Source organism: Wujia chipingensis, assembly GCF_014337155.1.
In the GTDB taxonomy this organism is placed as follows: Bacteria; Bacillota; Clostridia; order Lachnospirales; family Lachnospiraceae; genus Coprococcus_C; species Coprococcus_C hominis.
The window spans coordinates 2,643,576-2,659,640 of record NZ_CP060632.1; the positions used below are offsets into that span (position 1 = coordinate 2,643,576).

The window sequence follows — 16,065 nt, forward strand, 5'->3', positions numbered from 1 at the left end:
TGCAAAGCAGGGTGCTAAACAAGCTGTAAAAAATGGTCATAAAAAACGCATGTCAAGTTGATTGACATGCGTTTTTCGTTCGTATTCTGTTGAGTTAAGTCTGCAAAAATCAAGCTACCAAAGGACATCAACAATGCTAATATCCCAATGAAAATCGAAATGATCTCATAAGTCGTCATCGGCGCCACGTCTACACTCCGTTTCGGTCGGTGCTAAACAAGTGTCCCCCGGACGCTTAACGCCTTGTCATGGGTACTTTCCTTAGATAGTATCCTAACATAAGAACTAATGCTTCTGCAAGGATAAATAAAAATTATTGATTATCCCTCTACGTCGCAAAATACTATTTAGCATCGGTTACAATCGGAAAGTTCATTTCAACAATAAACTCTTTTTTTTCTATTTTTGCTTCAATCTCTCCATCCATCCGACTAACCAACTCCTTTGCAATAGATAGTCCCAATCCAGTAGATGTTTTACTTCTGGCAACATCTGCTTTATAAAACCGCTCAAATACCTGATCTATATTAATCTGTTCTGGATGTGTAACCTGATTGCTGATTCTAAGCACCGCCTGATTTTGATCACGTTCCAACACAATGCTAATCTTCTTTTCTCCATGATCCAGCCCATTTTTTATCACATTTTGGATAACACGGCGGAGTCCCTGCCTGTTTCCATGTATATACAACTGTTCTTCCGTAATCTGAATATCCGGCTGAATTTCCATTCTTACCCATTCATCATAGTATGAAAAAACTGTTTCTTTCAAAATCCGGTTCATACAGCACAATGTCAATTCCAAACTGTAAGATTCGTTTTTTAACTTTGTAAACATAAAAAGTTCTTCCAACATTTCATTCAGACTATGAATTCTTTCGTGGATAATGCTTAAATAACGTTCCTGATCCTCTATATTTTCACATTCTTCCATTAGCTGGAAATATCCGTCCAAAGATGTCAGTGGTGTGCGGATATCATGAGAAAGATTTGTATATGTGTCCGTAATCAGAGCTTCTTTCTCCTGATAATGCTGCTTCTCTTTTCTTCGCAGTTCCAGAAGCTCATTCAACTTGTCAGAAAGCTTTCCTATTCCACCCACATCAAATTCATGGTTAATCAACATGTTACTGTCATGTTTCATCATAAACGCCAATTGGCGGCAGATGTCTTTCACCTGCCGCTGGTATTTCCACATAATAATAAATTGTAAGATAATAATTCCTGCTAATATCCCAATTACGATATACATCCGTTAAATATCCCTCTTTTGAAAAACAACGTTGCTTACTGATATCATCATAACGATGAACACTATTGCCACACCAAATGCCGCCAAACACTCATTTCCACTCGGATTCATAGGAAGCAGTGATAATTTTCCTGTTATCGTATACTTATAAATCTGGAAATCCTGAATTCCTATTTTTTGAATAGCACTATTGATCACCCCATACACAATGGTCATTACATTCATGCTAAGACAGACAGCAATGACCATGCTGATTACATTATTTTTCAAAACAATTGCAATCGCCATACAAATCAGCACAAGTGCATAATGAAGAGCCAGTTCAGTCACAAAATAAGATAAAATTGCCTTTGTATTTCCCCATTCCAATTCCCCGAAAACAATACCATTCGCCGCTGCCTGAAATAAGAATGCACCTGCCATTGTCAGTACCGTAAAGACAGCCAAGGCAATTGCCCTGGAAAAAATCAGAGTTCCTCTATTTCTAACCTGACCTCCTATATTCTTAATATATCCGCTACTGATATCCGCTGTTGAAAACAGAACAGTAAAAATCACCAAAAGCAGTGCATACAATTTTCCTTGGGAATTGGCAAAAAAGATATCATATACCGTCACCTTTTCTCCCGGCTCCGTAGGCAACGTTACCATCATTCCCACATTAATATTATCCACAGCAGGTTCAGTAACCTGCTCCTGTTTCATGGCATCCTTTTCAGTCAAAAGCTCATAATCTGTCTTGCATAAAGATGTTGTAATCAATAATATTGCAGCCAGTACGATCCAGATTACATACATACTTTTGGTTTTAAGCATCCGGTATAAATCCATTTTTATTATATTAAGCATGATCCGCACCTCCCGTCAGATTCAGAAAATAAGTTTCCAGTTCTTCACTGGTTATGGAAATCCCTTTTACCGGAATTCCTGACTTTGCAAGTTCCATATTCAACGCTGCACTTTCATTCAATCGTTCAAAAATATGAATATGCTCTTTATCTGTTACCTGATAGTTGGTAAATCCCATAGAATCCATCACCGGAATCGCCTGTTTCGGATGATCCAATGTCAACTCTATCCGTTCACTGCATCTTCTTATTAATTCTTCTCTTGTAATTTCCTGTAATAAACTTCCATTATGAATAATTCCATAATCAGTAGCAATCTTCGATAATTCCTCAAGAATATGACTGGAAATGCATATTGTCATATTTTTCTCTTTCTGAAGTCTCTGAATCGTGTCCCGGATCTCTGCAATACCCTGTGGATCCAATCCATTGATTGGCTCATCAAGAACTAATAAATCTGGTTCTCCAACCAAAGCAAGACCAATTCCCAAACGTTGTTTCATTCCAAGTGAAAAATGTTTTGTTTTTTTCTTTCCCACATCCTCCAGACCGATAATTCTCAATATTTCTTCAATATAACTTTTTTTCTTTATTCCAAACAGCTTGCATTTGATATTCAGATTTTCATATGCAGTCATATTTCCATAAAGTCCCGGTGCCTCAATCAGACATCCTATCCGTGATCGAACTTTTTGCAAATCCTTTCCCTTGTATCCGAACATCTCGATTTCTCCACAAGTTGGCTTGGAAAGTCCACTGATCATCTTCAGACAAGTTGTCTTCCCAGCTCCATTCCGACCGATAAAACCATAAATAGCACCTTTTTTAATATGCATATTGACACTGTCCACAGCTTTATGGTGTCCATATTGCTTAGTCAAATTTCTTGTTTCCAATAACATTTCGCTCAAGTTTTTCATCTCCTTTTTCTTATCTGCATTTATCATAAATGAATAATCCTAATCAAACGCAAATAAATAGTAAAAAAAGAGTAAAGATTATAGATGAAGACGATAACCGATTCCCCAGACTGTTTCAATATATTCCTCAGATGTAACTGTTTTTATCTTTTTACGAATATTGCTTATATGTACATCCAGAGTTTTTGTTTCACCCATATATGGTTCGTCCCACGCATATTCAAAAATGTCCTCTTTACTGAAAACCTGCTTCGGATTTCTGAGCAGTAATTCTAAAATCGCAAACTCCTGTCTTGTTATCTTAGGAAGTATTTTTCCACCAATGCTGACCTGAAAAGTAGCTTTGTTCAATACCATCTCTCTGAACGAAAGGTTAGATTCTTTTATTTCCTTTTCTTCTGTATGACGAAGCTGTACCTGAATTCTTGCCAGTACCTCTCTGATTTCAAAAGGTTTCGTTATATAATCATCAGCCCCACTAGTTAAAACCTTTACCTTTTCATCCAAGCTATCTTTCGCAGTCAAAACAATAACCGGAAGATTTCCCTTTTTCCGTATTTCCTCCAGAACTGCTTCTCCTGTAATTCCCGGCAACATCAAATCCAGCAACACCAGTGCATAGCTATGCTCCTGCATATTCAAAAGCAGCTTTGCCTCAGTTCCGGAAAACGCCTGCTCACAGGAATAGCCTGCTTTGGATAATGCTTCCTGAAGCAGATTATTGATATTTGTATCATCTTCTACAATCAGTATTTTCTGCATGATAGTTCTCTCCTCTATTTTACACTGTGAAAACATTATTTTCTTGCATTATACGCTTTTCCCTTTTTTCCCGCAATTACTCCCCACAGATCCCCGGAATTTTCCAGTACATAACATACTTTTGTTCCAGCTGAACTTATAATTTTCAGTATTCCTGTGCTTCCAAGATGCATATATCACTTTTTCCTTACCATTATGCCTTTATTTCTCCATCAGTGCTTTCGCAACCCTTATCCCGCCCACAAATAGAGCCAAACTAGAGCCATTTGATAAAACAAATGCCGGAAGCCCGCATAAATACAGGCTTTCGGCATTTTAATCCGTTATTCAAACTCTTTTTCGGATTTGATTTTTCATGTTACTTAATTGTTATTGCGTTTCAAAACCGTATCATTTTGATACGATTTTGTATCTTGTTAATGTGGTTTCAAAGCTGCTGTATCCAAATTGTACCCAGAATAGCATATAAGCCGAAGCTCGTTTTCACGTTGCTAAACAATACCCCAGCTTTTATACGCTTCCTCTGAGTAACACCCCAAAGCGCCTCCCTTAGGATACTTTGAATTAACAACAGAAAACTGATTAATCGCGTCAAATATCGGTTCTTTTTTAAACGGTATATGTATACAATGTGCCCTTGCATTTTTTATTCGTTCCGCCAAAGATTTTGTCCACATGCTATTCAATTCTGAAGGTGCGCCAATCTTAGAATACCCTGGATATGCTATTATGATTGGCAACTCATAATAATCAACGGCCTTTTCAATTTCCCAATTAAGAATTCCTCTGTCATAATTTGTCTTATCCGATATAATCAGAAGAAAATTCTTACTCGCTGATAATCTAGTTTCTAATCTGTTAAAAAGCGTTGCTTTTGATGAGCTATCACGTACCTGATAAGTTTTTTCATGTGAATTAGTAAACCTAAAATCTATACTTCCAGATTTATTCCATGCCTTCAGCAAGTTAAAATAATGAATATCGCTTTCTGTAGGATCTGTCGATCCCTGCCCGTCAAAGGCAACATATGTACCTGTTCTGTTCACGTGTGGTTCCTCCCTATAACATTTTCAGGTTCATCAAACCTAATTTTTCTTCTTTATCACTTACAACAATATGTATATCGCAATCTATTTCATCCTTAAAAAGCTCAATTGTTTTAACAATATAGACAACTAAGTCATTTACACAGCCTGCATCAGCCCCTCCCGTCCCAATTACAGGCATATATGTAGAAAACCCTTGAGAGCGTTCTGAAATATACTTTACTAAAGAAGCTATAGCTTTTATATAGTCTATCTTTTCGACATGGGCTCTTAATTCATTGTCAAAATATGTTAGCCCCAAGATAAAATACTGTTCATTGTTGAGACCATTTATTTCAGCAACCGATCCGACATCATATCGACGCAAGTTTCCACTTCGTTTTTCTTTTTGTTTGAGATCTGTATACTTATATCCATGCAATGACAAATTGTTTTGTATCTCATTCGAGACTGTATCTGAATCCCTATTGCCTTGCTCATATATTCGTTTAAGTGCCATACCGTGAATTTTTTTTGACCCTATTAAATCATCATCCACAATCGTGTCGAAACATCGATTCCCAGCAAAAGCAATGTTCTTCTCTTCATTTGGATCTCCGCTATTAAATAAATCCCCATATTCCACAAACAACGAATGATTTGAGTGAAGATCAAAAATTTTCACTTGTTTTCTTTGCTTCGTATAAATCGTGCCCCCTATTACTATAGCAAAATAGATTACCATCAAAATAAGCACGGCTACAATTATTCGCAGAACTACATTATCAATACAATTTAACATAATATCTGTAGGTGTAACTAATGTAACAAACCCCCAAACAGAAAATAGGGCTACTGCGATTTTGTTACTTTTAGAAAATATGTAACGCCAGTTATATTTCATTGTACGAAATAATATTTTCATCGTATCTCTCCTAGAACTACTTCTCTCATTGGACTAAATGTATCTAAGATATCGTTTCGAGGTTCTGTTTTATCATAAAAACTTGTGTAATATTTTTCTTCTTTATGCTTTGTGTAGAAATTTCCGATTTCCCAAGCACACCATTGGCGAATGCTGTTATTATTACCTCGAATTCGTAACTCACTATTCGTCGTTCTCAGGAACAAAAACTGATTGCTATCTTTTAAAGCATCTTCCAATTTCTCCTTGGTGGCGGAACTGTGATTATTTGCTCCATCCCACATCCAATTAACATATAAAAAGCCAGAGCGAAGCCAAAAATAGTAAAACAAAGCTTGAGTTAACCCCTTGTCGTAATATGCGTATGACAAAAAGGTTTGCTTTCTCGCGGTACGAATGATCTCATTGTCCGAAAGCCCAATAAAATTGGTTTCTATAACTTCTTCTTGATAATCTGCAATAGCCTTTAACAAGTATCTAAAGTATGTTTTAAATGAGTTGGAAGAAGACTGTTCTTTTTCCATTTTTTTACTCATTTGTTGCTGTATTTGATTTGTTATTCTCTGCACGAACAATAAATCTTGGACTTCGTTTGCATTACGATCAAAGATTCCTTGATATTCTTCCATTTGAGGCATTCTTTCCTCATTATTAATAATGTCTTCAAAGCCCCGTATGAGTCTTGCAGAATCATAATACATATTCTTAACTGATAAGTAATCCCTAAAGCGTACTATTCCATCATCACTTTCTATTGAATCTCCGCTTTCCATAAAAAGATTATATCTTGTCAAAGAACTTAATCCCATACTGTATCCCTCTCATCTTTATCATGTGATTACATGGCAATTAGCTATGCCGCTATTACTATCAACTATATCTGACTTCTTGTCGTAATCTGGATAAATTACAATTACCGGTAAACCTTTTGTACCTATTCCGTAATTCATTTCCTCCCTCAATGCACGACTATTGGCAGTAATGGAACTTAAAAATAAAATAATGTTCTTAGAATTGTCAAGTCTTGTATGAAGTCTAGGCTTAAGAGTCTTTTCCCAATCACTACCATCTCGCACATTATATGTCTTATCATGTGCATCATTAAAGGGAAAACTATTATCCTCTCCACAATCTTAGCATATTGTAGTAAACAAAATCATGTGTTGAATTTGCCCCTAAATTACTTTCACTAAATGGTTCCGAAACATAAAACGCACTATAATTTGCATTTCGATATGACATATTAAATTCCTCCTTTACTATATGTCTAATGTTACTTTATCTTTATCTCCTTTATATATAACAACATCAACTTCTCCATGTATTTTATCTCCATACAATTGAAATAACGATGTTATTACTCTCAGTGAATCATTATGTGACAATCCTGCTCTCGAAAGGTTTGTTCCCATCAATGGAATTACCAATCTATGCCCTTGACCATGTTGATCGTAAAAATTAAGAAGTGATTTTATGCACATTTCTAAATCATCGACAGAAGTATGAGCGATATTATCTTTATCGTATTCCGAAATTGCAAGTAACAAAAAGGTACTATTGTTATTTCCCCTAATCATCGCCACTGTACCTAACTCATATACTTCTCTTTTCCCACGTTCCTTATCTTCGTCAGCAATAATACTTTTGGGCACTAAATTTTGCATTTCCAAGCAATTATGTATCTTGTTGTCTATTTCTTCTATAGTAAATCCCTTATTAACCATTGTTTTTATCCATCTTCCATGTAGCGAATTAGGTGATACCAATGGCTTTGAACATGTTGATATATCTTCATCTACAATAGTGTCAAAACATGAATTAACCGGAATTACAAATAACTTTTCTTCCTTGTTCCTTTTGTCAAACCCATCTTTCATAATATCAGAATAACATACTTTTATTTTCCCAGATGGACTTTCCCAAATTGTCTTTGTTCTCTTAAAAATACACGTCCATAGAATTGCAAGTATGAGCGCAAGCACACATAATAATATTATTATCACACATTTATATTGTGTTGACGTAATTCGTATATCATCCCAAGTCCAAAACAAAAAGAAAAGCGATAATATACTTGCAAATGTACCAATACACTTAATCCACGTTTTACCTATGAACTCCAAATTTTGTTTTATCACGTTTACTTTGTTCATAATATAACTTTTGTACTCTCCTTATACTACTCTATTTGTTCATTAATCTTCTCAATCCACCCACTATCATCACTCTCAAACAGCTTTATGAACTTTCCAAAATTACTGCTACCAGTAACAGAATCATCCGAATCCAAATCTTTCACTCGTCGACTCATATCTTTGTAATTCTCTACAGTAACATACTTCATAACCTCATTGATCTGGTCTGCCCTTCCTTTGTAATTCTCCACCCCTGTATATTCCTTTATCAAGGGAGCATTCACCGGTTTTGCTGGAGATTTCAGATTTTCATTGGTCCAATGTTTAGATATAATTTGCATCGTACATGGATTACCAAATATAATCACTTCATCTGCTGCATTATCCACACCATGAAACTCATTAATCTTACGTTTAATATCTTCATACTGCTCATGTGGTTTCTTTTCCGTATCACAGAACACAAGCACAAGTTCATCTGCCCCATTTTGATATCGGTCCTGATACCTCGCCGGGATATTTCCATTTCCACCAGCATTGACCAATGAAATATCATATTGCTCGTTCCATACTTTTAAATTTTTTAATCGATTTAGATACTCATATTCCTCATTACCTTCACAGATAATACAGATTTTATGGTTATCCAAAAACTTAGGGAGCTTATTTGGCATCGGCATCATCCCCCTTTACACCACTTTTAATGCTAAGCAAAGAGTTAATCAATTCTGGATCAGGTAAAGCGCCAAGCGCACCTTTTCTATATTTTTCCATAACATCTGTCGTATCTCGCACCCCCTGCTGTGCTGTAAAATCTGCAAGTGAATACACATATACGCCTTCTTCATCCTTATGAACAAACCAAATCTGCTCCTTCCGGAACATTCTCTTGCAATCCATAAGATTTATATCATGTACTGTAAATATCATCTGTGCACTTGTATTCAATTCATTATTAAACATGGCAACAATCGCTCTGGTGAGCTTAAAATGAATACTGCTGTCCAGCTCATCCACGACTAAAATTCTGCCCTGTTCAAGTGCTTCGATTACATAGCTGGCAATAGCAGCAATCTTCTTTGTTCCTGTAGAATCAAACATCATACTTGGTACATGGACTCCTTTATAAGTGGATACCAATCTGATTTGATCCATAATGTTCTCCGGAATATCAAGCACTTTCTCATCTGGCTTTTCATCACCTTCACCAGTTTTCAGCTGTATCTTATCCATATCCACATATTCAAAATTATCCATATATAAATCAGCATTTTTTATGAACTCAACAACCTTCTGTTGCAACTGATTCTTATTCTTCATGAGTTCAATCGTGTGCTGCATAGGTATGTTATTCATATTGATGATATCAATTTTTTCTGCAAATCCGACAAGAATCTGCTTCATCTCGTTGATATATTCGAATTTACTTGTATCTACCACATAGCATAGCAAATTATTCTTCGATACAACTGAAATCATATTCTGAACGGATTCATCAATACACTCATATATTTCACTAACAGTATCTTTTTTTAACCAACAAACTTCCTTTTCGTTGTTGTACTGATCTTTAAATATCTCCGAAAATGACTCATATATATATTCTTCTTTTTCTGCATCATACTTAAAATCATAAGAAAACTTTCTTCCAGATGCCATAAATGTAACACCTAACTCGCATACATCACTATCAGTAAATATATTTGGCATCAGTCCATTCTTCTTATTTAAAAGTACATTTCTTATTGCCCTAATGCACTTGATTAGACATGTTTTACCGGCATTGTTTGGTCCATATATTCCTACCGTTTTAAGGACATTAAAATTATTCTCTTTGTGAACATTTGCTCCAAATTTTTTATTTCGCATATCTGCTTTCATCGAAAATGTAATGTCATCCTCAAATGCATAACAGTTTTTTGCTCTTATCTCTATAATCATGGCTCATTCCTCCAAGTCACTTTTCTTCTTTACTTATCATTATTATATCATCAATTATTTTTTATGCAACTTTTTTTCACGAAATATATTGTTAGTCGACATGCAAAAGGAAGATAACCCTTAGCCTCCCTCTTGTTATTGACCTGAGAGCAGCCATGCACCTCATATTACCGCCTGCGCTACCGCTTACTCCCTCCTCAGCTCGATTCCGCTTCGCTTCATCTCGCTGTATGTTGTCGCCAAGTACTTTCATTAAGGAATACCGCATCCGGCTGATCAGCCGGATGTCTACGCACAAGAAAAGGATGAACCGTTTCATGCAAGCATGACGGCTCATCCTTTCTTGTGTGACATCTGCTTCGCAGATGCCGTATTTACTTATGTCGTGTTTGGCTCGTTATCACTCAAACTCAATCGTTCCAGGCGGTTTACTCGTCAGATCATACATTACACGGTTTACGCCCTTTACTTCATTTATGATTCTTGTCATAACCTTCTGCAGTACTTCGAATGGGATCTCGGAGCAATCAGCGGTCATGAAGTCGCTGGTGTTGACTGCACGAAGTGCAATCGCGTAGTCGTAGGTTCGCTCATCGCCCATAACGCCGACACTACGCATGTTGGTCAGTGCTGCGAAATACTGTCCCAGGTTCTTGGCAAGCCCTGCTTTGGCGATTTCTTCGCGATAGATGTAATCTGCATCCTGCACAATACGAACCTTGTCTGCGGTTACTTCCCCGATGATACGGATGCCAAGTCCCGGTCCTGGGAATGGCTGACGGTATACGAGGTATTCTGGAATACCAAGTTCCAATCCGGCTTTTCTTACTTCATCCTTGAAGAGCAGGCGGAGTGGTTCGATGATTTCCTTGAAATCAACATGATCTGGAAGTCCACCTACGTTATGGTGACTCTTGATGACTGCAGACTTTCCAAGCCCAGACTCGATCACGTCTGGGTAAATCGTTCCCTGTACTAAGAAGTCAACCGCGCCGATCTTCTTTGCCTCTTCCTCGAATACGCGGATAAATTCTTCGCCGATAATCTTACGTTTTGCTTCTGGCTCGGTAACACCGGCTAATTTCTTATAATAACGCTCCTGTGCATTGACACGGATAAAGTTCAGCTCGTATGGGCCATCCGGGCCAAATACTGCCTCGACCTCATCGCCCTCGTTCTTACGAAGTAAGCCGTGATCAACGAATACACAGGTAAGCTGCTTTCCTACTGCTTTTGAGAGAAGAACGGCTGCTACGGAGGAATCGACACCACCGGACAGGGCACATAATACCTTTCCGTCTCCAACCTTCTCACGGATCTCGCGAATCGTCGTCTCTACGAATGAATCCATCTTCCAGTCGCCGGAGCATCCACATACGTTATAAACGAAGTTTGACAGCATCTTCTGTCCTTCTTCAGTATGCATAACCTCTGGATGGAACTGTGTCGCATACAGCTTGCGCTCCGGGCACTCCATCGCTGCAACTGGGCAAACTGGTGTCTTTGCAACAACCTTAAACCCCTCTGGTGCCTTTGAAATATAATCTGTGTGACTCATCCAGCAGATTGTCTGTGGCTTTACGCCCTGGAAGATAGCACTGCTGTTATCTACATCCACTTCGGTTCTGCCATACTCACTGACTGGCGCAGTTTCCACGGTACCTCCAAGCATATATGCCATCAACTGCGAGCCATAACAGATTCCGAGAATCGGAATTCCCAAATCAAATATTTCCTTCTGATAGCGTGGTGACTCCTCGCCATACACACTATTTGGACCACCCGTGAAAATGATTCCCTTTGGATTCATTTCCTTGATCTTGTCGAGCGACAAGGTGTACGGATGTACCTCTGCATACACATTACATTCACGGACACGACGTGCAATCAACTGGTTGTACTGACCACCAAAATCAAGCACGATAATCATTTCCTTATTCATGTGCGTCTCCCTTCTTCTCTGATTTATTGTATTTCTTGCCACCATGCAATAACGTGATGACCTGCGCACGCATCAGCGTGCCTCATTATATCATGTGTTGTAACCACGATTGTATATAATTACTCATCCTCTTATTATATTTATAAGAAAATAAGCAAGAGTCCTATCTTTCGATAAAACCCCTGCTTATTATACTAATTATTTAGCATCTCTGCAATAACTTCCTGCGCTTTTTGTAACTGTGTATCATCTGCACGGTCGATATTGACAGCCGATGTCTGTCCATCTGGAAGTTCTACCTCATAATCTGGTGTAATGCCCTTCTTATGAATATCGTTTCCATTTGGTGTAAAATACTTTGCAACCGTAAGCTTCACAGCAGTTCCATCGGAAAGCGGTATGACTGACTGAACGATACCCTTACCAAATGTCGTTGTACCAACCAGCTTCGCCTTACCTGAATCCTGCATTGCTCCGGAGAAAATCTCAGATGCACTGGCACTGTTGCCATTTACAAGTACAACCAATGGAATATCTACGCTGTGCTTTCCCGTATCTTTGTACTCACCAAGCACATTTCCATCACGGTCCTTCGTGGATACGATGACACCGTCGTCCATGATATAATCGCACATATCAACAACGGCTGTCAGAAGTCCACCCGGATTATCACGCAAATCAATGATAGCTGCCTTGGCTCCATTTGCCTGCACCTCATCGATAGCATCTTCAAATTCCTGTGCTGTATTGTCGTTGAACTGTGTAACTGCGATATAACCAACCTGATCATCCAGCATCTCACTTTCTACCGTGTAATTCTCCACCGTACGACGCTCTACATCAAACTCCAGATAATCGGATTCGCCCTGACGGTAAATCTTCAGATGTGCCTTCGTTCCTTCTTCGCCACGGATCATATCTACTACCACAGAAAGCTCCTGATCGGTAATCTCCGTGTCATCTACCTGAACTAAAATATCGCCTGCCTTCAGTCCAGCCTGCTCAGCCGGGCTGTTCTTGATCGGACGTACGATTTCGACACGCATATCGGAATTCATCGTCACAACTGCACCGATACCTACATATTCACCCGAAGTATCTTCCTGCAGTTCTGCATACTCTTCCTTTGTATAATAGACAGAGTACGGATCATCCAGACCATCCATGATTCCGTCATACAACGCTTCTTCCTGCTTATCCCGGTCAACATCGAAATAATAATACTTGTCAATCAGGGAATTGATCTCATCGACCTTCTTTGCAACTGAACTGTCCTGCCACAGATCCGATGCAACTACTGGTTCTGACGTATCTGCCTGTGTTGCATCCGAATCCGTCTGTACATCAATGGATTCCCGTGTATTCTTCTTTGACTCTGTCTGATTTCCACAACCGATACATGCAACAGATAACGCGGTTGCCAACGCCAAAGCCCATAGTTTTTTCATGTTCTTTTTCACGTCTACTTTTACTCTCCTTTAACCTTGCGCTTTCATCTTATTGTAAATACGGCCATGGATCAACATAGCTGCCATTGATTCTTAATCCAAGATGACAATGTGGACCTGTCGAATTTCCGGTACTTCCAGCAAGCGCAATGACCTGTCCACGCGATACCGTCTGTCCCACGCTGACACACAAGCTTGAATTATGCATATATGTAGTTGACATAGACGAACTGTGTGCAACCGTTACATAATTACCCATCGAGCTTGAGTAAGACGCCGCAATTACCGTTCCAGCCTCGCATGCTACAATCGGTGTTCCTGTCGGACATCCAATATCCAATCCCTGATGATATCTCGAACCAATACCTCCAGGACTCTCTCTCGGTCCAAATCTGGAAGTAACCGTTCCTCCAGTTGATACTGGCCACTGCAGGCTTCCACCTGTATATGTGATATTTACATCTGTCGGTGCCGTTGTTGTGCTTCCTGCAGCTGCTGCCGCGGCCGCTGCGGCTGCCTGCTGCTGTCTATATGCTTCCTCTGCGGCTGCGATTGCCTGATTGGTTGCCTCGATATCCTGCTCCAGCTCTGCAATCGTTGCCTCGTAATCACCGATGGATGATTCGTAGTTTGCTACCTGTACCTGCTTACCCTCGATCATAACCTCGACAGCAGCCTTGTTGTCTTCCACTTCCAGTTTGATATCCTCAACATCCTTCAGATCTTTTTCCAGACCGGCCTTTGTATCTGCGATCGTCTGTCGTGTCTCTACCAGATCATCAAACATATTCTTATCGTAAGAATAAATCTGATCTGCATATTCTGCCTGATTTACGATATCCGAGATATCGGAGGTTGAGAAAAGTACATCCAGATACGATGGATTACCATTTTCGTATGAGTATTTGATTCGCTCTTTCATCGCCTCATACTGTTCCTGTTCCTTCTCCTGTGCAGCCGTAAGCTCGGTCTGCTTCGTCTCAATATCTGCTTCGAGCTGAGTCTGCTGCGCCTCCAGATCCGTAATTTCATTTGTATATTCCGTTACCTGCGCATCCAGTTCTGCAATCGCATCCAGAATCGAATTCTGTTCTTTCTCCAACTGGGCGAGAACGGCTTCTGCTTCTTCCTTCTTGCTTTCCTTCTGATCTTTCTGATCCTTCAGGTCCGAAATACTCGTCGCATTTACCGTCATACTCATGCTTCCAGCCACAGCAAATGCAATGATTGCTCTCACAAGCTTTTTACACTTCATATGCTTCCCTCCTAAACTTTCAAATGTTTCCGTGTTGTCAATAAACTACCAATCAAACCAAGTCCGATACCAATACCCGCAGATAATGGAATCAGAACTGAAAATATCTCCTTTGCCGGTACAAATGCAAATAAGCTCTGTACAACGGAGAACCGGCCAATGATGTACTGAACCACTGTATCATACATATAGTAGATCAAGATCAATGGAATCAATGATCCCACAAGTCCGATCACAACACCCTCTACAATGAATGGCGCACGTACGAAGAAGTTTGTCGCACCAATCAGCTTCATAATACCAATTTCTTCCTTACGCACAGTAATACCGATTGTAATCGTATTACTGATCAGGAAGATCGATACGAGCAACAGGATCACAATAATTCCGATGGATGCATAGCTGACAACGCTGTTCAGTGCTGCCACACCGTCTGCAGTTACCTCGGAGCTAAGTACCTTACGTACACCGGTCAATCCCTTTAAGTACTGTACAAATTCTGCCTGATTTGACAGATCCTTCAATGTGATCTTATATGATGCACTGTTCTTCAATGGGTTGTCCCCCTGGAATGCATCAATCGCTGCCTGCGGATCATCAAACTTCTCTTCTGCATACTGCTTCCATGCCTCATCTGCGGAAATGAAATCCAGTGTATTGACCTCATCACGCAGTCGAATCTGCTGACCGATCATTGTGATATTCTCATCTGTTACACCTTCATCAAAGAATACAGAAATCGTAACTGTATTCTCCAGATCCGTCATTGCTGTACGGAAATTCACAATCACACAATAAAATAAACCAAATAAGAACAGACAGGAAACGATTGTTCCGATGGATGCCAATGAGAACAAAAGGTTTCGTTTAATATTTTTAATACCCTGTCTGATACTATACATGAATGAACTAATCCTCATCAATATACCCACCTTTTTGCTCATCGCTGATTATTTCGCCATGCTTCAACGTGATTACACGTTTCTTCATCATATTGACGATCTCTTTGTTATGCGTTACAACAACAACCGTTGTTCCCTTCTTGTTGACATCCTCCAGAAGACGCATAATTTCCCATGAATTTTTTGGATCCAAGTTACCGGTTGGCTCATCCGCAAGCAGGATCTCCGGCTTATTTACCAGCGCTCTCGCAAGTGCGACTCTCTGCTGCTCACCACCGGACAACTGCTTTGGAAATGACTTATATTTATCCGCAAGTCCGACCAATGTCAACATCGCTGGTACCTGCCGACGAATGTAGCGGCTTGGTGTCTCAATGACACGCTGTGCAAATGCAACATTCTCATATACCGTGCGATCCTTGAGTAAGCGGAAGTTCTGAAATACAACACCAATCTTACGTCGAATCTTAGGAATATTTTTTCTCTTCAATTTACTGTAATCTGTGTCTGCGACCTTGATTTTACCAGAGGTCGGGTCCAATTCTTTTAACAGCAGCTTAATCAGTGTCGTCTTACCTGATCCGGAAGAACCTACGATAAACACAAACTCGCCTTTTTCTATCTTCAAACTTACATCGTTCAAGGCATACGTCTTACTCGCCGGATACCTCATTTTCACATGACTCAGTTCTAACATCTTATTATCTCCT

Annotated in this window: 16 protein-coding genes; all 16 read right to left on the minus strand. The window is 39.3% G+C overall.

Going from position 1 to position 16,065, the window contains the following annotated elements:
* Positions 1-343: 343 nt before the first annotated feature.
* Positions 344-1,252 carry a sensor histidine kinase gene (locus H9Q76_RS12340; RefSeq protein ID WP_118734543.1) on the minus strand — a complete coding sequence of 303 codons (909 nt, stop codon included), beginning with the start codon at positions 1,250-1,252 and terminating at the stop codon, positions 344-346.
* A 3-nt stretch (positions 1,253-1,255) separates the two neighbouring features.
* Positions 1,256-2,101: an ABC transporter permease gene (locus H9Q76_RS12345; protein WP_118734544.1), complete on the minus strand. Its 846-nt coding sequence runs from the start codon at positions 2,099-2,101 to the stop codon at positions 1,256-1,258.
* Positions 2,094-3,047 (minus strand): ABC transporter ATP-binding protein, encoded by a 954-nt coding sequence (locus H9Q76_RS12350; RefSeq protein ID WP_009263183.1) that lies wholly within the window; start codon positions 3,045-3,047, stop codon positions 2,094-2,096. The genes H9Q76_RS12345 and H9Q76_RS12350 overlap by 8 nt, the downstream gene beginning before the upstream one ends.
* A gap of 51 nt (positions 3,048-3,098) precedes the next feature.
* On the minus strand, positions 3,099-3,782 hold the full coding sequence (locus H9Q76_RS12355; RefSeq protein WP_172674890.1) for a response regulator transcription factor: 684 nt from the start codon (positions 3,780-3,782) through the stop codon (positions 3,099-3,101).
* A gap of 491 nt (positions 3,783-4,273) precedes the next feature.
* The gene (locus H9Q76_RS12360) at positions 4,274-4,828 is read right to left on the minus strand and encodes a TIR domain-containing protein (RefSeq protein ID WP_249321236.1); all 555 of its coding nucleotides are present in this window, start codon (positions 4,826-4,828) and stop codon (positions 4,274-4,276) included.
* A gap of 13 nt (positions 4,829-4,841) precedes the next feature.
* Positions 4,842-5,732: a macro domain-containing protein gene (locus H9Q76_RS12365; RefSeq protein ID WP_249321237.1), complete on the minus strand. Its 891-nt coding sequence runs from the start codon at positions 5,730-5,732 to the stop codon at positions 4,842-4,844.
* Positions 5,729-6,541, minus strand: a complete 813-nt coding sequence (locus H9Q76_RS12370) for a hypothetical protein (protein WP_249321238.1) — start codon at positions 6,539-6,541, stop codon at positions 5,729-5,731. The genes H9Q76_RS12365 and H9Q76_RS12370 overlap by 4 nt, the downstream gene beginning before the upstream one ends.
* 21 nt (positions 6,542-6,562) lie before the next feature.
* Positions 6,563-6,808 carry a TIR domain-containing protein gene (locus tag H9Q76_RS14020; RefSeq protein WP_408646511.1) on the minus strand — a complete coding sequence of 82 codons (246 nt, stop codon included), beginning with the start codon at positions 6,806-6,808 and terminating at the stop codon, positions 6,563-6,565.
* A 183-nt stretch (positions 6,809-6,991) separates the two neighbouring features.
* On the minus strand, positions 6,992-7,885 hold the full coding sequence (locus H9Q76_RS12375; RefSeq protein WP_249321239.1) for a macro domain-containing protein: 894 nt from the start codon (positions 7,883-7,885) through the stop codon (positions 6,992-6,994).
* A 26-nt stretch (positions 7,886-7,911) separates the two neighbouring features.
* The gene (locus H9Q76_RS12380; protein ID WP_249321240.1) at positions 7,912-8,541 is read right to left on the minus strand and encodes a hypothetical protein; all 630 of its coding nucleotides are present in this window, start codon (positions 8,539-8,541) and stop codon (positions 7,912-7,914) included.
* On the minus strand, positions 8,531-9,808 hold the full coding sequence (locus tag H9Q76_RS12385) for an AAA family ATPase (RefSeq protein WP_249321241.1): 1,278 nt from the start codon (positions 9,806-9,808) through the stop codon (positions 8,531-8,533). The genes H9Q76_RS12380 and H9Q76_RS12385 overlap by 11 nt, the downstream gene beginning before the upstream one ends.
* A gap of 400 nt (positions 9,809-10,208) precedes the next feature.
* The gene (gene guaA, locus H9Q76_RS12390) at positions 10,209-11,750 is read right to left on the minus strand and encodes a glutamine-hydrolyzing GMP synthase (RefSeq protein ID WP_118670980.1); all 1,542 of its coding nucleotides are present in this window, start codon (positions 11,748-11,750) and stop codon (positions 10,209-10,211) included.
* Between the two features lie 194 nt (positions 11,751-11,944).
* Positions 11,945-13,210: a S41 family peptidase gene (locus H9Q76_RS12395; RefSeq protein WP_118374372.1), complete on the minus strand. Its 1,266-nt coding sequence runs from the start codon at positions 13,208-13,210 to the stop codon at positions 11,945-11,947.
* Positions 13,211-13,247: 37 nt separating this feature from the next.
* Positions 13,248-14,453 (minus strand): murein hydrolase activator EnvC family protein, encoded by a 1,206-nt coding sequence (locus H9Q76_RS12400; protein ID WP_021985959.1) that lies wholly within the window; start codon positions 14,451-14,453, stop codon positions 13,248-13,250.
* 11 nt (positions 14,454-14,464) lie between these two features.
* The gene (gene ftsX, locus H9Q76_RS12405; protein WP_118670981.1) at positions 14,465-15,373 is read right to left on the minus strand and encodes a permease-like cell division protein FtsX; all 909 of its coding nucleotides are present in this window, start codon (positions 15,371-15,373) and stop codon (positions 14,465-14,467) included.
* Positions 15,363-16,052 carry a cell division ATP-binding protein FtsE gene (gene ftsE, locus H9Q76_RS12410; protein WP_021985957.1) on the minus strand — a complete coding sequence of 230 codons (690 nt, stop codon included), beginning with the start codon at positions 16,050-16,052 and terminating at the stop codon, positions 15,363-15,365. The genes ftsX and ftsE overlap by 11 nt, the downstream gene beginning before the upstream one ends.
* Positions 16,053-16,065 lie beyond the last annotated feature (13 nt).